This window comes from Agrobacterium sp. O3.4 (assembly GCF_041414895.1).
Taxonomy (GTDB): Bacteria; Pseudomonadota; Alphaproteobacteria; order Rhizobiales; family Rhizobiaceae; genus Agrobacterium; species Agrobacterium cucumeris.
Genome location: NZ_JALPZP010000001.1, coordinates 1 through 24,877 on the forward strand (window position 1 = coordinate 1; position 24,877 = coordinate 24,877).

Genomic DNA, 24,877 nt, shown 5'->3' on the forward strand with positions numbered 1-24,877 from the left:
GCCATGCGGTTACGCTCTCGCGACAAGTTCTGCGAACTTGCGCTGGTAACGCGGGGTGGAGCAGCCCGGTAGCTCGTCAGGCTCATAACCTGAAGGCCGCAGGTTCAAATCCTGCCCCCGCAACCAACGATCCCTGTGATCCCAATAAAGCCCCTTCGTGGGGCTTTTTGCGTTTCTGGGCACCGGATTGATCAGCGCGGCCCATGAGATCTTCCAAAAGTGCCCGCTCGTTGAGAAACTCGGGCTTCCTCTTGCCAGATGCAAACGTCAGGATGGCGGCAAGATCGCCGCGCAGCACGATCACCAGTTCCGCGCCGTCGGGCACGAGATCGATGCGGCTGACCAGCGTGCGAAGTTTGTCGGCCGCCAGTGCTCGCGTTTCTTCATTGCCCAACTGGTCGTGGAGAGCAGCGATCTCCTCATGATAATATTTTGCCAGATTGGGATGCAGCAGGGGAGGTGGCTCCTCCGCATCGTCGAGGAAGCCGACCAGCTCCTTCTTGCGCGCCTCGAGCGCCACCATCTTCGCGTTGATCCTGTCGGCAGCACCACCCTTCAGAATAAGGTCGAGAAGCGTGTATAGAAAGAGCAAGGGAAGGGTGGCAAATCCGGTAAGTCCGGCGGTAAACTCGCTCCGAGGAAAAGGCATTACCGCAAGGCCTATGCAATCAGGTTGATACCCAACCCTCATGCAGGATGTCTCGGAGCCGATAAACTTTAAAGTGTAGCCGTGTCCAGATACGGATGGGTTCGGACAGACCTGCAGCGCAAGCGCCGCCGGCTTTGGCAGTATTGAAGCAGAGGAGACGGCATCGAAGTGTGCCGCCGGTTGTACTTGTAGCGCGTAGGCAGCTGAACGCCGATGGCAGCCAAGCCTCGGAGGTGAGTCGAGGGGGGGCTACCCCCTCTCCCTCTTAGTCTTCGATGATCTCGCTCTGCTTGCTGGTATCACGCATGAACAAGTAGACGATGAGCGACACGCCAATCATGGCGGTGACGTACCAGTAGAAGCCCTGTTCCCAACCGGCGGTCTTAAAGCGCAATGCAACGAACTCCGCTGTGCCGCCGAAGAGTGTGTTGGCGAGCGCATAAGGAAGAGCAACGCCGAGCGCGCGGATATGGGCGGGGAAGAGCTCTGCTTTGACCACTGCGTTGATCGAGGTGTAGCCCGTCACGATCACCAGTGCGGCCATGACCAGCAATCCGGCCGTCAGCGGATCCTTGGCATGTTCCAGAGCCGAGAAGATCGGGTAGGTGAAGAGCACGCCCAATACACCGAATGTCACCATCAGCGGCTTGCGGCCGATCTTGTCGGACAGTCCGCCCGCAAGTGGCTGCAGCAGCATGAAGACGAAGAGCGTGACGGCGTTGATCTCGCTGGCGACCTCACGGGAGAAGCCGGAGGTGTTGACCAGAAATTTCTGCATGTAGATCGAGTAGGCGTAGAAGGCCAGGGTGCCGCCTGCGGTCAGGAGCATGACAAGTGCGGTCTCTTTCGGATGCTTGGTCAGGAGCTGCCAGAAGCCAGACTTCGGCGTGCCCTCAGCCTTGGCGTTCTTGAAGCTTTCGGTTTCAGCAAGACCGCGACGCAGCCAGAAGACGACGACGGCCAGCGCCGCGCCAACGAAGAACGGAATGCGCCAGCCCCAGGCATTGAGATCTTCCGGGGTCATGACGTTCTGTAGAATGATGAGGACGGCAATCGCCAGAAGCTGGCCCGAGATAAGGGTCACGTACTGGAAGGAGGAGAAAAAGCCGCGGCGTTCCTTGCCCGCCATTTCGGAAAGATAGGTGGCAGAGGCGCCATATTCGCCGCCGACGGAGAGACCCTGCAGCAAGCGGGCGATGACGAGAAGCGTCGGTGCGGCAACGCCGATCGTCTGGTAATCCGGTGTCAGGGCAATGATCAGCGAACCAAGGCACATGAGGGTCACTGAAAGCGCCAGTCCGGACTTGCGGCCATGGCGGTCGGCATAAAGACCCATGATCCATGCGCCGACGGGGCGCATCACGAAGCCGACGGCGAAGACGGCTGCGGAATTAAGGAGCTGTGCGGTCTGATCGCCTGCAGGAAAGAAGTGCGGTGCGAAGTAGAGCGCAAACGCGGCATAGACGTACCAGTCGAACCATTCGACGAGATTGCCCGTTGAACCGCCGATAATCGATTTCAGGCGCTGCTTGCGGTCTGGCGACTGCGCGGCAGCCTGATTTGCAGCTCCGTGGGTGACAGTATTTCCAGTCTCGATCAACACACTCAGACCCTCCCTTGGTCAAGTTCTACAAAGACGCCCGGTGCCTTCTTCCAGGCAGGGCCAAGATCGTGACGCGCGGCTTGAGCCTGGGATATTCCCTCCGAGTGACCAGCGAGCGTCCCGCAGAAAGCGTCCTTGCTGATCAGCACATGGCCGTTGATTTTAAAGCTGTTCGGCCATCCTCCCGACGGCGCGTCCTCTTCATGCAATCTGCGGCAGGGTGGGATGTCATGTGAAGGATTGATTGATGATCAATTAACTATCTGAATCTAATCAATTTAATTGATATATCCGAAAGGTCTGAGGCAAAATCTGTGCTGATTTTTGCATGGCGTTTCGATTGATTGTGCAATATCCTGCACAGATGTCTCTGAAATCTCGCCTACAAATCCTAGTGCTGGTGCTGCTCGTCCTCGTCGTTATTGCTCTCGTCTGGAGTGGAGCGTCCCTTTGGTCGCGTCGGCAGGCGTCGGAGCAGCTGGCGGAGGAGGCTGAGCTGCTGGTGCGCCAGCACAGCCTGTTGATCGACAGCGAGCTTGCCCGTTTTCGGCTGATGCCGATCGTTCTCGGTGAATATGGCGATCTCGTCGATGTTCTATCGACCAAGAATCCGCAGACGGCAGCGCGGCTCAGCGAGAAATTCGGTTCTCTCGTGCGAGAGACCGGAGCCTCCTATATCTATCTGATCAATCGCGATGGCGTTGCCGTGGCCGCTTCCAATGCCCGCGACGACAGGAGCTTCGTCGGGCAGAATTTCGGCTTCCGTCCCTATTTCACCGGCGCAATGCGGGAGGGGAAGGCGGAGTATTATGGCGCGGGCCTGCTCACCCGTCAGGCAGGCTTGTTTCTGGCGCGGCGCGTCGGCCAAAGCGATGCCGCGTCCGGTGTCGTCGTCGTCAAATATGAGTTCGGCGCGCTTTCCGCCATCTGGGCCGGTGATCCGGGGCGCACGCTGATCGTCGATGCCAACGGCATCATTCTGGCGGCACCCGACAAGGACCAGATTCTCACAACCCTTGCTCCTTTGCCTACCGCCGTTCGTCAGCGGATCGATGCGATCGGCCAGTATGGCGATGCAAAGCTCGAGCCCGGCCACTATCGGTTTGCGGGACCGGATCGGATCGAGACGGCGCAGGGCGCGGAGATGATTTATGCCGCACTTCCCATTGCCGGAACGGATCTTCGCATCCTGCATCTTCTCGACACGCGACCGGCGCGTATCGCTGCCGACCGGCGGGCCACGCTTGCCGCGCTTGCCATCCTCCCGCTTCTGCTTCTCGCCGGTTCAGGCGTCTGGTGGCAGGCCAATCGCACGGCACGACGCGCTGCAGAGCGGCGCAGCCTCGAGGCGGCGGTTGCTCAACGAACGGCGCAGTTGCGTGAAGAAATGGGATATCGGGCGATTGCCGATCAGCGTTACCGAGAAGCGCGAGAGGAGCTGGCACAGGCCAATCGGCTCGCCTCTGTCGGCTCCATTACTGCTGGCCTCATGCATGAGATCAATCAGCCGGTTGCTACCATCCGCACCCTTTCGGAAAATGCGCTCCACCACCTTGCGGCCAGTCGCAGCGAGCGGGTTCGCGACAGTCTCAGCACGATGATTGCGATGACGGAGCGGATCGGCACGCTGACGCAGGAAATGCGCGGTTTCTCCCGCAAGGGGGAGGGGCAAATCGGCGAAGAACCCCTGGATGGTATTATCGCGGGCGCGATGCTGTTGATGGAAGACCGGATCCGGAAGGCAGGCATTCGCCTGACCCTGCCGCCAAGTGGTCAACCAGGCGTGCTTGGCAAGCGAGTGCCGCTCGAACAGGTTCTGGTCAATCTGTTGCAGAACGCCATGGACGCGCTGGAGGGATACGCCGATCCGGAGATTGCGATAACGGTGGAGCATCACGAGGACATGATTTGCCTGACGGTTGCCGATAACGGCCCGGGCATCGATCCGCAGCTCGGCAAGCAAGTCTTTCAGCCCTTCGTGACCGGCAAGCCAAATGGCCTCGGGCTTGGTCTTGGCATTGCCCAGGATATCATGAGCGATCTTGGCGGCGCTCTCACCATCACGGCGTCGGCGTTTGGGGGCGCGGCCTTTACCGTTACCATGAGGGCGGCATGACGCAGAATGCACCAGAGAAGATCCTGCTCGTTGAAGACAATATCGCCTTTCGTGCAGCATTGGCGGACAGCTTCGCCATCGCCGGCTTGGAGGTGGAGGTGCATGACGATGGCAAATCGGCGCTTGCCAGCCTCTCCACCACGCTGCCCGGTGTCGTCGTCACCGATCTTCGCATGCCGCGCCTCGATGGCAACGACCTGTTCGATGCAATCCTTGCTCGCGATCGCGAATTGCCGGTCATCCTCATGACAGGGCATGGCGATATCGCCATGGCAGTCGCCGCCTTGAAGCGGGGCGCCTTCGATTTCGTGGCAAAGCCGTTCATGACGGACCATCTGATCGCCTCCGTCCGACGCGCGCTGGAAACCCGCCGTCTGGTCGTCGACAATCGGCGGCTGCGTCAGGCGGCTCTCGAGGCGGAACTGACATCGCCGCTGCTCGGCCAGACGCCCGCTATGGTCCAGTTGCGGGACTTGATTGAACGGGTCGCTCCGACGGACGTCAATGTGCTTGTCGAAGGCGAGACCGGGACGGGCAAGGAGCTGATTGCCAGGCTATTGCACCAGGGAAGCCCGCGCCGCGCGCGCCCATTCATCCGCGTCGATTGCGCGTCAATTTCGGATGCGATGGTTGACGAGACACTGTTCGGCACGCGCCTTCGTCGTGGGCTGATTGCCGAGGCCCAGCGTGGAACGCTGTTTCTGGATGGGGCGGAAACCATGTCTTCCCTGATGCAGGGGCGGATGCTAGGCGTGGTGGAAAGCCGGGAAATGCCCAATCCAAGCGGCGGGACGACGCCCGTCGATGTCAGGATCATTACCACCTTGACGAGGACACACCTTGCCGGTGACGATGAAAGGGCAGGCTTCCGCAAGGATCTGCTTTATCACCTCGAGACCGTGCGCCTCGGTGTGCCGCCACTGCGTCAAAGGCAGGGGGACATTGCCATCCTGTTCCATGTGTTTTTAGAGGATGCAGCGCGCCGCCATGGGCTCCCCAGTCCGCAGATCGATGCGGAGATCGAAGCGTTTCTCCTGAGCAATGAATGGCCGGGCAATATCCGCGAATTGCGCAACTATGCAACGCAGGTCGCGCTTGGGCTTGCCTCACCGCACCGCCAAGCGTCGACGAGGTTGGGTCTGGTCGAACAGATGGATGCTTTCGAGACAAGCCTTCTGACCCAGGCACTCCAAAGCCATGGCGGTGACGCAACGGCCGTCGCAGAGGCGCTGAATCTTCCCCGGCGAAGCCTTTACGCGCGGTTGCAGCGCTTGGGGATTCATCCCGCCTTCTTCAGAAAGCCGCGTTGAGGCGTCAACTCGTGGTCGCGCCTGAGCACTTGTGCTGACTTCACCCTCAGTGGTCACTGGGCTTTGATTTTATGTTCCTGGTTCGATCAAAGTGGAACGGCCAGCAGACCGGTCGACTTCGGTCTGACGCTGGAAGATTTTTCATCCTGACCTGAGGCCCGACCCGAATTCGTTCTCGAGTTATGATGAATGCTCAAAAAGTACATCTGATGATTGGCGTGGTTCGTGTGACGCTGTTCAAGACATATGGGTCTGATCGGCGCCAACAAGTGTCGTCGGAGCGCCGCTCGGATCTGCAGCGGTGCGCCTTTAGGTTCGGTTTGCAATGGCATGTCATGGCGCGCGGTCCGCTAGTTTAGTCGTTGACTGGTCCTGGCATCGAACAGGTGGATCGATGCCAGATCCGGCTGAATCTGGATGGTCGCCCCCGGCTGCGCCTGTACACGCTCGCGAAAAACACCGATGACCTGATGATTGCCGAGCATCATCGTAACCTGCGTTTCCGACCCCATTGGCTCCACCAGCAAAACCGTTGCGGTGAGGCCTTGGTTGACCAGCTCGAAATGTTCCGGGCGGATGCCGTATATCGCTTCGCCTGTGGCGGAGCCTGCCGGGAGGGGCAAAATGACGCCGTCAGCCTCGAAGCCATTGGTCGTAAGTTGTCCCTTGATGAAATTCATCGCCGGCGAACCGATGAAGCCCGCGACGAAGGGATTGGCGGGCCGGTCATAAAGCTCGAGCGGCGCCCCGCATTGCTCCACCCGTCCGGCATTCATGACTACGATCTTGTCGGCCATGGTCATGGCTTCCACCTGGTCATGCGTGACATAAACGGTGGTGACCCCCAGACGCTGGTGCAATCCCTTGATTTCACCGCGCATCACCACGCGCAATTTGGCATCAAGATTGCTGAGCGGTTCGTCGAACAGAAAAACCTGAGGATTGCGGACGATTGCGCGGCCCATGGCGACACGCTGCCGTTGGCCGCCGGAAAGCTGGCGGGGGAACCGTTCGAGCAATGGCGTCAGCCCCAATATGTCCGCCGCCCAGCTCACCCGCTCGGCAATCTCGGTCTTGCTGCCGCCGCGATGCTCGAGCGAGAAGGCCATGTTCCTGGCCACGCTCATATGCGGATAAAGCGCGTAGTTCTGAAAGACCATGGCGATGTCGCGGTCTTTCGGTTCGATCTCGTTGACGACACGGCTGCTGATCGAGATATCGCCGCTGGTCACGGTTTCAAGGCCTGCGATCATCCGCAGCAGGGTGGATTTGCCGCAGCCCGAAGGGCCGACGAGGACAACGAATTCGCCATCGGCAATATCGATATCGACACCATGGATGGTGGCGAATGCGCCATAGCTTTTCTTGACGGATCTAAGGGTAACGGGTGCCATAGGTCAGCCTTTCGATTAGCCTTTAAGCCCGGTATGGGCGAGGCCTTCGACGAATTGTTTCTGCGCAACGATGAAGACGATGAGTACGGGAATGGCGGTCATCGTTGCGGCGGCAAGCTGGATGTTCCACATCGGTCCGCCATAGGCGTCGGTAAATTGTGTCAATGCCTGGGGCAGGGTGAACTTATCGGGGCTGGAGAGAAAGACTATGGGTTCGAGATAGAGGTTCCAGCTGCCGAGAAATGTGAAGATCGCAACGGCGGCCAGCGCTGGACGGGCAAGCGGCAGGGCAATGGTCCAGAATATCTTGAACCGGCCGAGGCCATCGACCCGGGCGGCTTCCTCCAGTTCCACCGGCAGGGAAATGAAGAACTGGCGCATGATGAAGGTGGCGAAGACCGCCGGCGCACCGAAGATCGGCACCAGGATCAGCGGCCAGTGTGTGTTGATCATGCCCCATTTGAGAAACATCCGGAACAGCGGAACCAGCGTCACTTCTGACGGGATGAGCAACCCCACCAGCACCACCATGAAGATGGCGTTGGCGAAGGGGAACCTGATGCGTGCAAAGGCATATCCGGCCATCGAAGCCACTGCCATGGTGCCGATGGTGACGATTGCGGCGATATAGGCGGAGTTCCAGTATTGCAGCGCGAAGGGCTGTATTCTGAAAACGTCGGAATAGGACGAAAAATCGAAGGCGCGCGGCCAGATATCAGGCGGAAAGGCAAATATCTGGCTGACGGGTTTGACCGACGACGTGACCATCCACCAGGTCGGAAAAACGAAGGGGACAAGCAGCACACAGAGTGTGAAATAGATCAGCGTCTGCGCGCGTGGGCTGAGTTCAGTTTTCATAGAATACGAACTTTCTGCGCAGGTGCCATTGGATGAAGGTGAGCGCGCCGACAATGACCAGCAGGATGATGGAGAGTGTCGAGCCATAACCGAAGAGGTAGAACTGGAAGGCCTGCTGATAGAGGTAATAAACGAGAACCGTCGTGGAAAAGCCCGGCCCGCCCTGTGTGAGGATCATGATCTGCGCAAAGACCTGCAACGCGCCGACAATGGTGACGATGGAGGCGAGCAGGATCGTCGGGCTGATCATCGGCAGGGTGATGCGATAGAATTGCTTGAAGCGCGGCACACCGTCGACGCGCGCGGCTTCAAACAGTTCCCGCGGCACGCCCTGTAGTGCGGCAAGAAACAGGATCATGTTGAGACCAAGGTTCTTGAGCGCCTGCACCACGATGACCGAGATCATTGCCGTCGTGGGGTGGCGCAGCCAGTTGGGCCCCTCGACGCCGATCATTTGCAGGAGGCCGTTGATGCCGCCATTGTTCTGCAGAAGGAAGCTCCACACGATTGTCCAGGCGACCAGCGACACCACGACAGGGGAAAAGAACAGTGTGCGGAACACGGTCATGAAGGCCAGCTTCTGGTTCAGGAGCAACGCAAGCCCCAGCGCCAGGCTCATATTGAGCAGGGCAAGCCCGGCGGAGAACACGGCGGTCACCGCCAGCACTTCGCCTATGGCCGGATCGCTGAGCAGCTTCTGGTAATTGGCGACGCCGGTGAACCGGAACGATCCCGCCAGCACGTTCCACTCATGCAGCGAATACCAGAAGACCAGCACCAGCGGCACGAGCACGAAGACAACGATACCGATGAGTTGCGGCGCTATGAACAGATAACCGGTGGCGGCGTCACGGCGCGCCATGGTCCAGAAACCGCGCCGGGCCTGTGTCTGCGCTGTCTGGAGGGCAAGCGTCATGGCTTTTCTTCCTTCTGCTTTCGCATCCACGGAAAATCGGATGACTACCAAGCCTCAATTGGCCGCCAGCAACGGGTCAAGACGGCCGCAGAGCGCTTGCAGGACAGCCGTGACGTCGGCATCGGGACGCCAGAGACCGTCAAGGCCAGCGCGAACGGTCTGTTGCAGCCGGGCAAAATTGCGGACCTGCTGCGTTGATTGACCGGTGGCGACGCCACGAATGACCACGGCCTCTATCTGTTTACGCGACAGCAATGGGTTGGCGGCTGCGAGGACATCGGCGGTGAGCAGACTCTGCCGTGCTGGCGGGAAAAACCGCGCGAGCTTGGCCACATTAGGCTTGGAGGAGAAAAACGCCAGGAATTCCGCCGCAAGCTTCGGGTTTTTGCCGCTGGCCATGACGCCAATGCCGGCCCGACCCGTAACGGCATAGTCACCTGCAGGTCCTGTAGGCAACGGCACGAGATCCCAGTCGAACGCCTTGTCGCCTTTCGGCAGCAGCGCTGCGCGGCTGATCTGGGTGGTCGTCATCGCCGCATCCCCGGCAAAAAAGTCGGCAGAAACACCGGGGCCTGGCATGGCTTTTTTCACGAAGATCGCATCGTGGATGAAGCGCATCGCATCAACCATCTCCGGGCTGGCAAAAGCGCAGGACTTTGTATCCTTCGACCAGGGATAGGCATTCCACCCGGTATAGACTTCGGCAAGGTTTTCCCAGGCCTTGTATTCGAAATCACGAATGATCAATCCCTGTTTGCCGGTGGCCGCGACTTTCGCGGCCGTCGCAATGGCATTGTCCCAGTTCCATTCGCCGGCAGCGATCATCTCGGCGGGCGTCTTTGCGCCTGCAGCCCGGATCATGTCGTTGTTGACGAAAACGCCGAAGGGCGATGTCGAGAAGGGATAGAGATATTGTACACCTTCGTAAGACCAGGCGGTGAGTGTTGCCGGGGGGAAGTCGCCCATGTCGTAACCTTCGGTATTGGCAAAGGTTTCGGTAAGGGGATAAAGCGCCCCAGCCGCCATGAAGTCAGGTGCGGTCGTGTCGAAAAGCCAGGCCAGATCGGGAGGGTTTCCACCGGCGATCTGGGTGGTCAGGGTGGTGGCATAACCTTCGTAGGCAAGCGAATCGTAGGTGATCTTGACGCCGGGATGGCTGGCCTCGAACTCATCGGCGATCTCGTTGAAGAGGGCGAGATGGGCTTCGTTGGCGCTCCAGATGGCCATTCGCAATTCCTGCGACAAAGCTGGCGAAACCAGCCCGGATGTGACCAGAAAACCGGTCAATGCAATTTTGACTATACTCCTGCGCATGAATAATCCTCCCAGATTATACGTTTTGGCTAGTAGCCGCGAATATCAGGCCAATGGCGCTCCACCCCTTGGCGTTCGATGTGGGTGTGAAACTCCGCCAGCCGCTTTTCATCGGCATGCACGCCATGCGGGGTCTCGCCCCTGTCAAGGCAATAGGCGGCCAGCATGCCGGCCACTTCGCCGATGTTCCATTCGACCGGATGCAGCCTGTAACAACCATTGGTGATATGCGTCGTGCCGATATTCTTGGATGCCGCCAGCAGGTTCGTTTTGTGGCGGGGAATAAGAGCACCGAGTGGGATTTCGAAAGGGCAGGCACCGACATCGATATAGTTATCGCCGCCCGTCGAGGGGTGCAGGTCGATGCGGTACATACCGATACCGATACTGTCGGGGTAATGCACCGCGCCGCGATCGCCGCGCACGGCAAGCGACAGATCCTGTTCGACCACCGTGGTCAGAGCACGAATGCGACGGCTTTCACGGATATAGGGCGCCATGGCCAGACCATGCTCCGTGCCGGTAATGTCGCCGCGCAGGCGCAGGCCCGGAAAACCCTGACCACCATCCGGGCGGGGCGCTTCGGTCTGCATCCAGTAGAACATGGAATAGGAGAGGCTTGCCGCATCGGCCAGCCGCTCGGCATATTGTTCGGGGGTAACGTCGATGATCGGCGCCTCGAAATAATCGATCATTGGCCAGTTCACGAGGCAGATATCGCTGGCATAGGCGCCGGGCCGAAATGTATGGCGGGCGGCAATGCGGCGGAATATCCACAGGCTCATATCGCCGGCGCTGTGGCGCTGGTCGGCAACGTCGCGTGTTGCGTTGTCGACCGGGTTGGGATCGAAAAAGCGGCGGCTGCGCTCCAGTGTCCGCGGATTGGGCGAGTCCCAGCTCAATAGCGGGCCGCCCCAGAATTCGGGGGCAACCTGACGCCAGTGGTCATGCCGGGCGGGTTTGTCGATGACATGATTGCCGTCAACCTGATCGACGGCGAAACAGATCGAGACGGCCTGCTGATTATGCGGTTGCGCCTCCGCCGGCGCGCTCGGCTCGCCGGTTTCGGATTGGGATTCGAAACCAGTGACATAGTCGGTTGCGGTCAGCGGCAGCAGATCGCCCAGTTCGGTGGCGTCGATGATATAGCGGGCCGAGCAGGAAACGAGATCACCGGTATTGCAATGGCGCAGCGTCACGGCCTGCACGGTATCACCGTCGACCTCTGCTGATATCGGCTCATAGGGCTTGAGGATGGTCAGCTTGCCGCCCGCTGCGTAAGGCGCCAGCATTGCCTCCATCACCGCCAGCGAAACGCGTGGTTCATGGCACAGGCGAGATACGTTGCCGTCTCCGGGGTTGAGCGTCAGATCGGCCCGGGCTGTGTCGGTGAGCGGATAGTGGTCGCGGTAATATTGCCGCACACCCGTGCGCAGGGCGCGATAGCTGGCGGTGATCCCGAACTGTTCCACCCAGCTGTGTTCGTCGGGCGGTACGGCCTGGCTGGTCAGCTGGCCGCCAATCCATTCGAATGCTTCGGTCAGGATAACGCTGCGGCCGTTGCGCAGGGCCCCGAGCGCCGCCGCCACGCCGCCAAGTCCGCCGCCAACCACAAGAATATCTGCATTGTATTCTCTCACGTCAGGTTCTCTTTCCTTGAGTTGGGCCTTGAGTTGGGGAGGCAAGCGTTTCGCCCGCCACGATGTCGCAGCCCAGCAATATCTGCTTTACGGGGCCGGGGGGGCTGGTGAGGGTCTCGACCAGCATGGAAGTCGCCTGCCTGCCCATTTCTTCGCGGGGGATGGCATAGGAGGTGAAGACGCGTTGCAACCGAAGCGTATGCGTGCGGGTGCCGCTGCCCAGCACCACGATGGAAAGATCGGCGGGGACACTCACCCCCTGGGCACGGGCATGATTGTCGAAGACCACCGCTTCGGCCACCTCGGCAAAAAAAACGACGCTTGCTCCGCTGGCGCGAACAGCGGCCAGCTGCTCGGCCGGATCGCCATTTTCACTTTCGTGGGAATAGACCAGCTCCGCCGCGCCCTTGATTGCGGCGAGAAAACCACGCCAGCGATCGCTGATGGATTCCGCCGGACCCGTCGCGCCGATAAAGGCGAAGCGGCGATGGCCAGCGGCAAGTGCTTCTCGGACAAGTGCATGAGTGGCCGTCACATAATCCGCGCCAACATAACGCACGGGCCCGCCGGCATCGTCACGACGACCGACTGCGACGTAAGGATAGTCACCGGCAACCAGCTGGGCCAGCTCATCGCTGTCGAACTGACTGCCCAGAATGAGGCATCCGTCAGCAAGTCGAAGCCGCCCCGTTTCCCCGAAGATACGCTTGCGGCCGTTATCGTCGCGCGCCGCAGCCGTCATCAGCAGAAGGTCGTAGCTCAACCTCTCTGCTTCCTCCTCTATTCCCATCAGGAAAGGCGTGTAGAAATCCGCCTGCGCAATCGGGAAAGCCGGCTGATAGGTGAAAACACCCAGGATCCGGTTGGCGCCCTTGACCATGCTGCGCGCGATGGGGTCCGCCACATAACCGGTGTCGCGAATGGCCTTCAGCACACGCTCGCGCGTTTCAGGCGGAATGCGGCCTTCCGCGGATTTCGCTTCGTTCAGCACGAGCGAAACCGTTGCCTGACTGACCCCCGCGAAGATCGCAATATCACGTTGCGTCACCCGCCTAACCATCGGAACCTCATCTTCAGTCGAATTGCTAATGCGTATTAGCTGCTGATACGTATAAACAGGGTTTGCGAGAGGATGTCAAGAGTGCGGTGTTGAGTGATGATGTGTCAGAGCGAAGCGTGCCATTTGCGTGGAGCCATCAGACATTTTTCAGCCATAGACCTGGTGCTGCCAGCAGAGGCTGCCGAGGATATAAGAAAGATCTGGCGTATCGATGCGCACGATAAGTCCCGGCTCTGGTGCGCAAGGCTTCGCGTATAATCGACGCCCCGGTTAACGGTCATTCGGCCAAAGTCGAAATTTTCAACAGAGCCCGCGCTTGTCGATAACCCCCCGAGCAACGAATCTGACTTCTATTGAAACTTGGTTCTGAGCCATTGATGCAGGGAAGAGGTTCCAGCCAGCAGTGAGCCGCCATCTGCTGGAATGTCGCCCGTGAGCGAGGTAACGAGAGCTCCCGCTTCCTGAGCGATAAGTTTGCCAGCGGCGTAATCGTAATGGCTGAGACCATCTTCGAAGTAGCCGTCGAGCCTTCCGGCCCCGACATAGGCGAGATCAAGTGCTGCCGAGCCAAGTCTCCGGACGCCTGCTGTCTCGTTAGTGATGGAATCCAGAGCTTGGAAGAAGGTGCTGCGGTCGATTGCCTTCAACTGTCCGTGGATCGGCATGGATAGAGAGATGATAGATTCCTCCGGCCGCTTTTCTTCTAACGGAGCCAGTTTTTCGCCGTTCAGCCGGGCACCCAAGCCGCGAATTGCGGTGAACATCTCGCCACGCAATGGGTCCAGGACGACACCCAGCAGCTCGCCTTCGTCGTCGCAGAGGGCGATGCTGAGGGCAAAATAGGGGATCCCCCAGATGAAGTTGCTCGTCCCGTCGAGGGGGTCCACCACCCAGCGACGTTGCGCGTCCGCCTTACGTGCACCGGTTTCTTCACCGACGAAGCCATAGCCCTCGCCCACTGTCGCCAGAACGGTGGCAATCGCCTCCTCGGCGCGAAGATCTGCTTGGGATGCATAATCTCCCAACGCCTTTCGCTGAACACTATCGCCCGAGACAGCGCCAAAATGCTTCTTCAATTCGGCACCTCCAACAAGGGCCGCGGACGACGCGATCTGCATCAGTTCGTCAAGCGACTGGTCCGCCATTATTCATGCTCCCGAAGGTAGAAAGGTAAAGGTCTCGAAATCGACACCGACGCGCGAACCGAGATCGAGCGCTCTGCGTGTTTCCACCGATAAGATTGGCCCGCTGTCAATCCGAAGGCTCTGCGTCCAGGCTTTGCCCATGAAGCGCTTATCTTCCACTCTGGCGTCTACAAGAGCGCTACCGCATTCGCGGATCATCACCTGTTCGGGACGCACCACAAGCGTGCCTTTACCGTGGTGGCTCTTTCCGGTGATAGGGAGCCTTGATCCGTCTGCCATCAGGAAGCCTGTCTCGTCAAAACTGCCCTCCAGAAAGTTCGCGCTGCCGACGAACTCGGCAACGAAACGGTTCGCCGGTCCCGAATAGATGGTTTGAGGGTCTGCAAGCTGCTGCACGACACCATTTTGCATGACGGCAATCCGGTCTGACATTTCCAGGGCTTCTTCCTGATCATGCGTAACGTAGATTGCTGTCAGGCCGAGTGTCTTCTGCAGGCTGCGTAATTCGTGGCGAAGAGCCACGCGAAGGCGCGCATCGAGGTTGGACATCGGCTCATCCATGAGAAGCAGCGGCGGGTTGATGACGAGTGCGCGCGCCAGCGCAATGCGCTGCTGCATGCCACCGCTCATTTCTGCAGGAAAGCGCTTGTCAACACCATGAAGCTCGACTTGTGCCAATGCGGAGTGAACTCTTTCGGCGATTTCGCCTTTGGGAATTTTTCTTAGCTTCAACCCGTAAGCAACATTGTCGAACACGGTCTGGTTCGGCCAGAGCGCGTAGTTCTGGAACACGAAACCGATATTCCTGTCCCAGGCAGGAAGAGTGGTCACGTTTTGGCCGTTAAACAGGATCTTCCCGCCATCAATCGGGTGAAAGCCTGCAAGGGCGCGCAAAAGCGTGGTCTTGCCGCAACCGGATGGCCCAAGCAGCGTGAAGAATTCGCCAGGCCTGATCGTGAAGCTGATGTCTTTCAAGACTGCGTGATTGCCAAAGGTCTTGGAGACGGCATCAATGACGACCTCGCAGCCTTGGGTGGGAGTTTTGGAAGATGAGGTTTCAACCACCGGATTTTCCTCGAATTTGGCCATAGCGGACAATGAAATAGAGCGGGATATAAATGATCAGCATCAGGAGGATTGTTTGCGCCGCCGAGACACCGAAATCGGCGTCCACAAGCGTGTTCTCGAAGATCACCGCCGTCATAGGCTTCCACGGCGGGCGATAGAGAACGATGGTGGAAGACAGCTCAGTGACGATGTGAAGGAAGGTGAGTGTTGCCCCGGTGACCGCGCCCGCAAGGACCAGAGGTGCAGTGATCGTGAGGAACACCCTGAATGGCCGCGCTCCAAGACTGATCGCCGCCTCTTCCAGTGCAGGGTGAACCCGACGCAGGGCAGCCTCTGATGCTTTTACCGTGAAGGGCAGGTTGCGGATGAGATAGGCAAGGACGAGGATAAACCAGGTGCCGGTCAGTTGCAGCGGCGCCTTGTTGAACATCATGATCAGGCCGATACCGAGCACCGTGCCAGGAATGACGTAAGGCATCATGACGGTAAGGCTGAGAACGGGTGCCAAGACTCGATAGCGCTTGCGGATAATGACATAGGCGATCCCCAGGCCGATTGCGCTTGCAGCCAGCGTCCCGGCAATGCCGAGCGACAAGGTCACCCATGCCGGCCCCATGCCGGTGCGCAGCATGGTCGTGTAGTTTGCGAGGGTAAAGTTTGCTCTGGGCAAGCCCACACGCCATTCCATGAAGCTGGAGATCAGTACCGTTAAATGAGGGGTAAATGCCATTAGGAGTGCAAGGATGACTGATCCAAGCACCAATGCCTGGCCAAGAGGCGAGAGTGGTTTGCGCTCCAATGCGCGCGAAGAGACCACGGCAAAACCGCGCCGCGCCAGATAGATTTGCTGTGCCATGAGAAACAAGCTGGAGATGGTGATGAGCACCATCGATCCCGTGGCCGCAAGCGCCGGATTGCGTCCCGCCTCGCTGAGGAAGGACGTGTAGATCAGAACCGGCAGCGCGTTGACATCGAGGCCGATGATGCGCGGCGTTCCGAAATCTGACAGAGCCGCCATCGTTGCGAGATAAAGACCCGTGATGATGCCGGGAAGTGCCAGCGGAATTTCCACCGACATGCGAACGCGTGGGGGCTTGGCGCCAAGGCTTTCTGCCGCTTCGATATGGCCAGCATCGAGACTTTGGAACGAGCTATGGCTGAGGAGAAAGATGATTGGAAAGACCAGCCAGGTGATGACCCAGATGACGCCATGCAAGCCGACAATGGAGACATCGAGGCCGAAGTAGTTTGTCAGAACGCCGTTGCGCCCGAGAAGCAGCCGCCAGGCATACGCGCCCAGAAATGGCGGCGACACAGAGGCCATGGTGACGAGGAAAACGATAGCCGTGCTCCCCGCGACCCGATAACGCGCAACAAGATAGGCGAGAGACACGCCGATTAAGGCGGCCAACCCGGTAGACGTTAGTGCAATCAGCAGACTGTTTATCGTCGCCGAAAGGGTCTCCGAGCGTGTGAAGAAATCTATATAATGAACGGGAGAGAGCGACAACGCCTTGTTTTCAAAGGTGATGTAGGCGTTTACCGCATGGGACAGCAAAACGGCGTTGGACGATTGCGCCTTGATATCCAAGGGCGCTGGAGCCGTTGTGGCGAAAAGCCCGCGCGGCGCCTGTTGCGACAGGGTAAACCGAGCGGAGCCAAGATCGAGTTCAAGCAGCCCGCCTTCGTCCTTGCCAACCAAAATCGGCTGTTGCGACGAGAGGCGAAGCGTTCGGTCGTCCTCGACATCGACAGTCAGGCCGTCCGTCGTATTCAACGATATGACGAGGCCGTCAGGGAGTTTCGCCACGTCGTAGCGGCTGGTCATTTCCGGGACAGATTGCAGTCCATCCCTGTTGTGCAGCAGGGTGAAACGACCGCCCTCTTCCAGAAGGGAGGCAGCAATGACGCGAATTTGCGGGACGATGATCGTCAGGCCGCAAAGCACGAGCGCGACGATGGAAAAGATAAGCCAGTTGTCGCGCAGCGCCTTCATTTCCCGCGAAGCTCCTGGAACCGGGCAACGACTACGGGCCGCGGATCGACCGCGGAAACGATCGTGAGAGAGGACATGTCGGGCAGAGCGGCCGGCGGCGTTACATCCTTGCGGGCAGAACGGCGAACGGTGGCATCGCGGACGATTTCATGTGCAGCCTTACTTCCGAGAAAATCGATGAAGCTCTTGGCGTCGTCGATGTGTTCGGCACCTTTGACAATGGCCTGAGCATCGATCTGCCCGGTAACGGCATCCGACGGATAGACGATATCTATCGGCAGGCCCTGGGCCTTCCACTTGGCGCCGAGATCCTCGTTGATCCAGCCAATTGCCGCTTCTCCATCGCGCACCGCGTTGAATGCGTCATCGGACCCCGGGGCGATGCGCGCGCCCTTGGCCATTTGGCCGACGAAATCCCAGCCGAAATTGCCTGCAAGAGCCGACAGGATGACATAACCTGTACCGGATTTCCCAGGGTCTGGAATAATCAGGCCACCGTCCTTCGCGAAGTCATGCGAGACGAGATCCTTCTGCGTCTTGGGTATCGATTTCGCCTCGACGCGCTTGGTGCTGACGATCAACGGCTGCAGCAGCACCGTGAACGGATGCCAGATGTGATTGGGATCGGTCGTCATCATGTTGGCGTCCGACTTGCTCTCGTACGCCTGGAAAAGCGTGGCATTTTCTTCGAAAGTCTGGGTCGGTCCGCCCCACATTACGTCCGCTGAGGAGTTGCCACCTTCAGCGCGAAGGCGCTCGATGAGCTCGCCTGTCCCGCCGCGCACGACGGTCACCTTGATATCCGGATTTGCCTTGGCGAAAGCATCGAGGATGGGCGCTGATGTTGCCTCCCCATGAGCGGTGTAGACGACCAGCTCTCCGGCATTTGCGACACTGAAGATTGATGCCGACGCAAAAGCGCCAGCCATAATCCGCCGTAAGGTCCATTTCACCATGACTATGTTCCCCTTTTTTAGTCACTGAGAAGAAGGTAGCCAATTAATTCCATTAACCGGATTAAAAATCAAGCCACCCTTTCGTCGAAAACGCATATTGAGATGTGGTATTTTGATATAAACGTTGTTTTCAGCTGTTTCTGTCTGCTTGACGCGTTTGGCGCACCCTGATAAATTCCATTTAATTGATTAAATAGGAATCGGCATCCATGAGCCTGATGGGAAGCAACCACACATATTCGGGCCGTTATAATCGTCGCCTCGTTTTCGATCTTATCCGGTCCGGCGATGGCATCAGCCGGCGGGACCTTGTTGATGTGACGGGTTTGAAGCCGCAAACTATGTCCAATATCTGCAAGGACCTGATCGATCGCTCGCTGGTGGTGGAAACAATCCAACAGGAGGGTGCGCGCGGTGCGCCGCAAAAAAAGTTACGGATTCGCGCCGAAGCAGGTTGTTGCCTGGGCATTCATGTGGATCGCGATGGACTTGTGGGTATCGTCTGCGATCTGGCGGGGCGGGAGCTGGGACGCGAAACCGCATCGGCATCGCTTGAGGATCCATCTGATACAATCCGCGCCATCGCTGACTTGACGCAGCATCTGCGCTCGGTCTCGGTGGACCGTCCTGCCTGGGGCATCGGCATTGCCATGCCGACACTGCAGGAGGCGGAGTTTGAACATCCTGTCGGTCCGCCAGGTTGGGATGCGTGGAACCGCATACCGGTGGCAGAGGCCATCGAAGATGTATGTGGCCTCCCCACCATCATCGAGAATGACGCGACAGCCGCAGCAGTTGCCGAACTGAGGGCCGGCAGTGCGACAGGATTGACGCATTACGCTCATATTTTCGTCGGTTACGGACTTGGTGCCGGCATCATCAATGACAGCATGCCGCTTCAGGGATTTTGGAACAATGCGGGAGAAATCGGTCTGCTTACATGGCCGGCGGAGCTCGCCAACCCGGATGCGGTCGGGCAGACCCCGTTTTCCATCGACGAGCTCGCAGCGATGCTGTCTTGCAAAAGCAGGGAGATTGCGCGGCCTGGCGTGTTAGAGAAACTTTACGCTCAACGCGACAGTATTCTGATGCGGTGGCTAGATCTCAATTCTAGGCGTTTGCGGTTGCTGGTGTCGCTGCTTGAAAACATCATGGACCCGCAGACCATCGTGGTCGGAGGGCATTTTCCTGCAATCCTCACCAATTCCCTGATCGACCGGGCGTACCCCCTTTTGCCCTCCGTCAGCGCCCGAAGCCACCGGGAAATTCCCCGGCTGTGTGCCGGTGCCCTGGGACCGGAGGCCGCCGCCATCGGCGCGGCCATGCTGCCCGTGATTGCCCATGGCAGCCCGGACTTCAGGCGCCTCTCATCCATGCGCGGACGCAGCCAGGCCATCGATTTCGAAAGACGTTTCGATCGAGTCGCCGGAGCACCAACGGATGATGACACTTCGTCCCGATTTATTTAACTCTCGCAGACAGGACTAAAACATGAAAATCGCAGTTGCCGGGCTTGGGTTTCGGCTTGCTAATGTTATTGCCTCGTTCCGCAAGGCCTGCCCCGAACTGGAAATCGTTGGGCTGATGGATCCCCGGCCTGCGGGACTGCCGGACATTCTATCTTCCGGTCTGCCGGAACCGCGCCGCTTCGAGACGGTGGAGACGATGCTGACGCAGACGCGGCCGGATCTTTTCATGGTCGGCTCGCCCAATTTTCTCCATCTGGATCATATCACTGCCGGATTGCGCGCGGGCGTCCGGGTCTTCACAGAAAAGCCAGTGGTGATCGATGAAGACCAGACGATGAGGATGGCACGGCTGCTCGCTGAATATGGCAGTGATAGCGTTATCGTGGGCCTCGTGCTGCGTTACTCTGATCTCTACAGAGATCTGCATGCAGCACAGGCTGAGGGCCACATCGGCGCGATCATCTCGATCGAGGCGTCCGAGCATATCGCACCCTACCACGGCGCGTTCTTCATGCGCGACTGGCGGCGGCATACGCGCTACGCAGGCCCTTTCATCCTGGAAAAATGCTGTCACGATATCGATCTCTATGGCAGTGTCGTTGGGCAGCGGGCGATGGCCGTCGCTAGCTTTGGAGGACGAAAGTCGTTTGTTGCGGAAAACAGGCCGGATCGCCTTTCCGAATTTCAGAAGCAGGAATTCTATAAGAAACCGAGCGGTTGGCTGCAGGGCGATACCGTGTTCGAGAGCGACGGTGATATTATCGATTATCAGACCGCGATCATCGAATATCAGGGCGGGGCGACGATGTCATTTCATACCAACCTCAACGTTCCCGATCAGTTTCGCCGCTTCTGCGTTATCGGCAGCAAAGGAATGGCCGAGGGTGATTTCATCCGCAATCGCTTCGAGGTTCATTCCGCCGTAACGGGCGAAAAGCTTATCGAGCGACGTTACGAAGGGCATGAAAGCGACCACTATGGTGCCGATGACCAGATGGCCTCGGATATCTACCTGCATCTGACAGAGGGCGCACCGCTATCCGTCGGTATCGTCGCGGCTTTGGAGGCTGGGCTCGTGGCAATCAAGATCGATGAGGCACGTCGTGCACGTCGAACCATTGAACTGGTCGAAACCTGGCAGCGCTTCGACGACGCGCTTCTCACCAAGCATACTGCTGCGTTGGGGCAGCGAGGATGACGATGCCAGACCTTTCATCATCCGTCATCATCCGCAACGCCCAACCATCAGATGAGGCGGCAATTCTCGATATTTGCCTGCGCACCTCTGACGGCGGGCAGGATGGCTCACATCTCTACACCGATCCAAGGCTTCCTGGTCTGCTCTGGGCGTTGCCTTACGTCCGTTTCTGCGCAGTCCATGCCTTTGTGCTGACGAAAGATGCAGCCGTCATGGGTTATTGTGTCGCGGCACCCAATACAATCGCTTACGAAGAATGGTTGAAGGTCGAATGGTGGCCGTACCTGAAGAGCGAGCTTCGCGATTTCTGTGCAGAAACAGCAGAAGATGAGGACATTCTGTCCTACATTGAAGGCGCGCCACGAACACCTCCTCAGGTGACAGACCTCTTTCCCGCTCATCTGCATATCAACCTCCTGCCGGAGATTCAGAATGGTGGACATGGATCGGTGCTGCTGCGCCATCAACTGAACGCTCTGGAGAGAGCAGGAGTGACGGGCGTCCATCTGGGTGTGAACCAGAAAAATGAGGAGGTCGTCGCCTTTTACGCGAAATTCGGGTTCGTGGAACTCGACAGGAGACCGTCGATCCTGATGGCAAAACGGATAGCGTGATGAAAAAATAGTCTGCGTTGCGGTCGCAGGCGCGGCGGGCTTTCAGAACAACTAAACTTCTAGCGGAGATCGAAGGCTATTATCGGGTGAGGCTTCCGGCAACCAGTTCGGCAGTTGCAGGAAGCCAGTGGAGTTTCACTTCGCGATATGCGATCTCTTCCGAAGAGCGGGGGCGGCTAACCAGTTTATCAGCAGCAATTACGGTCCTTCCGCTGCCTGGAAACAACAACTGACCGGTTGCGCTGTTCAAGCGCACGACACAAGAGGACATGACCATGGCAACACCCCGGCGACCATCCAATCCGAAAGACGCAGCCGAGGCGCTGTTCAAACCGGCAAAAAAGGTCGCAGCGCCGGCCGTTGAACGGCCTGCAATTCCTAATACCAAGGAGCTTGTATCATTGAAGATCGACAGCGATGTCCTTGCGCATTTTCAGGCGGACGGTCCGGGCTGGCAAGAGCGCATAAACGATACCTTGCGAGCCGCAATGAATGTGTCCAATTGAGCTCTTGAATGGGTTCGAACCACCGACCCATTTAGCGAAGCCATTGATACGAAATCACTCTACCGATGTTGATGGTGACCTGAGCCGGCATTGCCAAGTTGTTTGAGCCGGTCATTTGGATTATCGGTCTGGCATGAGGATGCCTGGCTCATTACTCCGGCTGAAGGTTTTGCTTCCCGCGTGAGATCGTCGCCTATGCGGTCTGGGCCTACCACCGCTTCAGGCACAGCGCCTCCTGTCGGCCCACGATCAAATCAACACGATCTTACGCCCCCGCCGCTAAACTCCAACCGCCATTTCATACCGCACACCCGGGTTGACGCGTTCAGCCTGTGGGATAAGCAAGGCGCTGAAATGATAGTCTGAAACTGGCGACACCGCGTCGCTGGCACCCAACGCCACTCAACGGGCCAATTCCATTTCAGCGCGATCGCCCGGAATGCGAGCTCACTCGTCGATGAATATGGCACGGGCCGGGGTCGCGCTGGTCTCAAGTTGGTGTCGGTTGTGGTCGAACGTCCCCAAAAAGGGTGAAGCGATTTAATCACCAACGACTTATGGAACTCACGGACAACGTAGCGTTTACCGATCAAAGGTTAGTCTTGCCTTTGTTCAACGCAGCGCAGAGCGGTATAAACTACGAGAATGGCGCTATCTGCGATCTGCTCCGACGAGCACTTGAGCGCCACGATTTTTTATTTCCGGCTACATCAATCCAAATTTCCGCTGAATCAAATCTTATTTCCATCACCATATGACAGCATCTTTCCACCCGACAGGTATGTATCGTCTATCAGTTAATCAGCATAATCATTATGCTCAAGATGCAGCGATACAGAAGATGTAAATAAAATATCCTCAAAATCGTCTAGAGTTACTTTGCACTCGCAGAGCAGCAGGACTGCCATGCCTGGACAGGCTCGCGGCAAATATAGATCCCTGCCAATAATTCTCCAATACAAAAGCCATGAAAGTCGGGCCATGCTTCTTGAATTTAAGAATATTATTCTTGAAATGATCGCCAGAGGTGTGTCGCTTGAAACAACTATTGAGCGCATCTGTTTGGAAATGGAGGCCCGAGTTCCTGGGATATTGTGTGTCATCACCACAGTTAAAGGAGGGGCCCCGTGCGATCTTACATGCCCTTTGTCGGGCATCAACGGTTTGACAGCGATTACTGATCGAGATTTAGAGGAGCGTCTCGTTTCGTGCCCACCTTCGGCCCTTGTTCAAGAAGCTTCGACCAAAGCAGAAAACCAAGAGCTTGCATGGGTCGATTTAATGGACTTTGTTCCTCCCGTCGGCTTCAAGTCTTGTTGGCCGGCGCCCGTTCTGTCGGGCAACCGTCTCGTGGCGATGGTCAAATTCTACCATTGGGAAAACCGCGATCCAACCGATCTCGAACAAGAGGCAGCAAATGCAAGTGTCCATCTATGCTTGATCGCAATAGAGCGGCACGAACGAGTTTTGGAACGCCAGAGACTAGCATACACTGATTCCTTGACAGGCCTTCCCAATCGCGCGCGGTTCAATGAGTTTCTAAAAGAGAAATCCATGCAGGAGAACCGCATTTCCGGTATCCTGCTTGCAGATATCGACAATTTGAAATTGGTCAACGATACGTTCGGTCATGCGGCAGGAGATGCCCTTATCCAGCTTGTTGGAAGTCGCATATCAGCGATCATGACAGCTGAAAATACATTCAGACTGGGCGGAGATGAGTTTGCCATCGTCATCTCCGGTGAAGCCCCTATTGATCTCGCAGCTAAGGCCCACAAAATTCTCGTGGCTATCAAGCCGCCGGCAGAGTGTGGTGGACATGTCATCTTTCCGGCGGTGACGCTCGGGGGCGCCTACAGGGAGCATGAATCAGACCTTTCCCAATTGCGTCAAAATGCGGACATTGCGCTTTACCACGCAAAGGAGCGTAGCCGCGGACAATATGTTGAATTTCATCCCGATCTCGGGACTGCGCTCACTCGTCGTACCAGAGACATCCGAGATGTTTCTGTTGCTCTTGTCGAAGATCGAATTGACGTCCACTACCAGCCGATCATTCGTCTCGATACACGTGAGATCGTCGGATTCGAAGCGCTTTGCCGTATGACCACGGCTTCCGGTCAAATCACAGCCGCAGCCAATTTTCACGAAGCAACCAAGGATGCGCACGTGGCTGCTGAACTAACCGAAAGGATGCTCCTACGCGTTGCACAAGATGTCCGCAATTGGCTCGACAGAGGCCTGCCTTTTCAACACGTGGGGATTAATCTGTCAGCTGCCGATTTTCAGAACGGCAATTTGGAGCAAAGATTATGTACAGTGTTCGCAAATGCTGGCGTCCCACTAAAACACATTGTTCTGGAAGTCACCGAGTCCGTTTATCTTAGCCAACGCGACTATGCTATCGCGGAAGAAATCAAAGGACTGAGAACGAAAGGCATGCGGGTCGCTCTCGATGATTTCGGTACGGGCTTCGCGTCCTTGACGCATCTCCTGACCGTTCCCGTCGATATTATCAAGATCGACAAGTCATTCGTGCATCGCATGGTGCCTGGGGATTCGGCTACTTTCATTATTGAAGGACTGGTGGCAATTGCCAAGAATCTCGGCATCGGTGTTGTTGCTGAGGGCATCGAAACTTCCTCACAGGCTGAACAGCTAGTTGCAATGGGATGTGAACTTGGCCAAGGATTTCTTTATTCCAAGGCTGTCAATCGCACAGCCGCGGGTGCACTGATTGAATCGCCCGGTCATAAATAAACGTCTGAGATTTGTTTTCACGCGCACTGAAATCGGCAAGTCTGTCGACCAGACTCACTGAAAATCGTCAGCGCTCTTTCCGCGATCAGCCGGTTTTTTCAACAGGACCGATGAACGGCCCTGCTTCGAATCGCAATCAAATGGTCTCCGTAACACAGGGTTTTCGCTACATACCTCAGATATTCAGTCGAGGTGCCCAGCGTCTCGGTCGCGCAAGCTCGCAAGTCAGCCGAGAGCCCTTTTTCAAATGCACTTTGCATGTCGAGAAATAGTTCGGCGCGCCGAAAGATAGCAATTATCCGCCA

Annotated in this window: 19 protein-coding genes, 1 tRNA gene and 1 pseudogene; 10 read left to right on the plus strand and 11 right to left on the minus strand. The window is 57.7% G+C overall.

Going from position 1 to position 24,877, the window contains the following annotated elements; all coding sequences use genetic code 11:
• Positions 1-49 precede the first annotated feature (49 nt).
• Positions 50-126, plus strand: a tRNA-Met gene (locus tag M0412_RS00005).
• Positions 127-157: 31 nt separating this feature from the next.
• On the plus strand, positions 158-583 hold the full coding sequence (locus tag M0412_RS00010) for a hypothetical protein (RefSeq protein WP_142840651.1): 426 nt from the start codon (positions 158-160) through the stop codon (positions 581-583).
• 331 nt (positions 584-914) lie between these two features.
• Here the strand turns inward: M0412_RS00010 and M0412_RS00015 are convergent, their stop codons facing one another.
• Positions 915-2,171 (minus strand): MFS transporter, encoded by a 1,257-nt coding sequence (locus M0412_RS00015; protein WP_269703556.1) that lies wholly within the window; start codon positions 2,169-2,171, stop codon positions 915-917.
• A gap of 445 nt (positions 2,172-2,616) precedes the next feature.
• On the opposite strand from M0412_RS00015, the gene M0412_RS00020 reads away from it, so the two are divergent.
• Positions 2,617-4,368, plus strand: coding sequence for an ATP-binding protein (locus M0412_RS00020; protein WP_269703300.1), 1,752 nt, complete (start codon positions 2,617-2,619; stop codon positions 4,366-4,368).
• A complete protein-coding gene (locus tag M0412_RS00025; RefSeq protein ID WP_142840649.1) occupies positions 4,365-5,678 on the plus strand; it encodes a sigma-54 dependent transcriptional regulator in 1,314 nt (437 codons plus the stop codon). The genes M0412_RS00020 and M0412_RS00025 overlap by 4 nt, the downstream gene beginning before the upstream one ends.
• A 350-nt stretch (positions 5,679-6,028) precedes the next feature.
• Here the strand turns inward: M0412_RS00025 and M0412_RS00030 are convergent, their stop codons facing one another.
• The 10 genes from M0412_RS00030 to M0412_RS00075 form a co-directional block, all read right to left on the minus strand.
• Positions 6,029-7,072: an ABC transporter ATP-binding protein gene (locus M0412_RS00030; RefSeq protein ID WP_142840648.1), complete on the minus strand. Its 1,044-nt coding sequence runs from the start codon at positions 7,070-7,072 to the stop codon at positions 6,029-6,031.
• A gap of 15 nt (positions 7,073-7,087) precedes the next feature.
• Positions 7,088-7,930 carry a carbohydrate ABC transporter permease gene (locus M0412_RS00035; RefSeq protein WP_142840647.1) on the minus strand — a complete coding sequence of 281 codons (843 nt, stop codon included), beginning with the start codon at positions 7,928-7,930 and terminating at the stop codon, positions 7,088-7,090.
• A complete protein-coding gene (locus M0412_RS00040; protein ID WP_078052173.1) occupies positions 7,920-8,846 on the minus strand; it encodes a carbohydrate ABC transporter permease in 927 nt (308 codons plus the stop codon). The genes M0412_RS00035 and M0412_RS00040 overlap by 11 nt, the downstream gene beginning before the upstream one ends.
• A gap of 54 nt (positions 8,847-8,900) precedes the next feature.
• Positions 8,901-10,160, minus strand: coding sequence for a sugar ABC transporter substrate-binding protein (locus M0412_RS00045; protein WP_269703307.1), 1,260 nt, complete (start codon positions 10,158-10,160; stop codon positions 8,901-8,903).
• Positions 10,161-10,189: 29 nt separating this feature from the next.
• Positions 10,190-11,800, minus strand: a complete 1,611-nt coding sequence (locus M0412_RS00050) for an FAD-dependent oxidoreductase (protein WP_142840645.1) — start codon at positions 11,798-11,800, stop codon at positions 10,190-10,192.
• A gap of 1 nt (position 11,801) precedes the next feature.
• Positions 11,802-12,860 (minus strand): LacI family DNA-binding transcriptional regulator, encoded by a 1,059-nt coding sequence (locus tag M0412_RS00055; RefSeq protein ID WP_142840644.1) that lies wholly within the window; start codon positions 12,858-12,860, stop codon positions 11,802-11,804.
• 350 nt (positions 12,861-13,210) lie between these two features.
• The gene (locus tag M0412_RS00060) at positions 13,211-14,005 is read right to left on the minus strand and encodes an inositol monophosphatase family protein (protein WP_142840643.1); all 795 of its coding nucleotides are present in this window, start codon (positions 14,003-14,005) and stop codon (positions 13,211-13,213) included.
• A 3-nt stretch (positions 14,006-14,008) separates the two neighbouring features.
• Positions 14,009-15,070, minus strand: a complete 1,062-nt coding sequence (locus M0412_RS00065) for an ABC transporter ATP-binding protein (RefSeq protein ID WP_142840642.1) — start codon at positions 15,068-15,070, stop codon at positions 14,009-14,011.
• A complete protein-coding gene (locus M0412_RS00070; protein WP_269703311.1) occupies positions 15,063-17,069 on the minus strand; it encodes an iron ABC transporter permease in 2,007 nt (668 codons plus the stop codon). Before M0412_RS00070 ends, M0412_RS00065 begins: the two co-directional genes overlap by 8 nt.
• Positions 17,066-18,025 (minus strand): extracellular solute-binding protein, encoded by a 960-nt coding sequence (locus M0412_RS00075; protein WP_142840640.1) that lies wholly within the window; start codon positions 18,023-18,025, stop codon positions 17,066-17,068. Before M0412_RS00075 ends, M0412_RS00070 begins: the two co-directional genes overlap by 4 nt.
• Positions 18,026-18,234: 209 nt before the next feature.
• On the opposite strand from M0412_RS00075, the gene M0412_RS00080 reads away from it, so the two are divergent.
• The 6 genes and pseudogenes from M0412_RS00080 to M0412_RS00105 all read left to right on the plus strand — a co-directional run bounded on the left by M0412_RS00080 (position 18,235) and on the right by M0412_RS00105 (position 24,572).
• Positions 18,235-19,494, plus strand: coding sequence for an ROK family protein (locus tag M0412_RS00080; RefSeq protein WP_142840639.1), 1,260 nt, complete (start codon positions 18,235-18,237; stop codon positions 19,492-19,494).
• 22 nt (positions 19,495-19,516) lie between these two features.
• Positions 19,517-20,692, plus strand: coding sequence for a Gfo/Idh/MocA family protein (locus M0412_RS00085; RefSeq protein ID WP_269703314.1), 1,176 nt, complete (start codon positions 19,517-19,519; stop codon positions 20,690-20,692).
• Complete coding sequence (locus tag M0412_RS00090; RefSeq protein WP_269703317.1) at positions 20,689-21,306, plus strand: GNAT family N-acetyltransferase; 618 nt, start codon at positions 20,689-20,691, stop codon at positions 21,304-21,306. Before M0412_RS00085 ends, M0412_RS00090 begins: the two co-directional genes overlap by 4 nt.
• A gap of 275 nt (positions 21,307-21,581) precedes the next feature.
• The gene (locus M0412_RS00095; protein ID WP_142840636.1) at positions 21,582-21,812 is read left to right on the plus strand and encodes a BrnA antitoxin family protein; all 231 of its coding nucleotides are present in this window, start codon (positions 21,582-21,584) and stop codon (positions 21,810-21,812) included.
• A 133-nt stretch (positions 21,813-21,945) separates the two neighbouring features.
• Positions 21,946-22,048: pseudogene (locus tag M0412_RS00100) on the plus strand (IS6 family transposase); the annotation flags it as partial.
• 745 nt (positions 22,049-22,793) lie between these two features.
• Complete coding sequence (locus M0412_RS00105) at positions 22,794-24,572, plus strand: bifunctional diguanylate cyclase/phosphodiesterase (RefSeq protein WP_269703318.1); 1,779 nt, start codon at positions 22,794-22,796, stop codon at positions 24,570-24,572.
• The last annotated feature ends 305 nt before the right edge of the window (positions 24,573-24,877 follow it).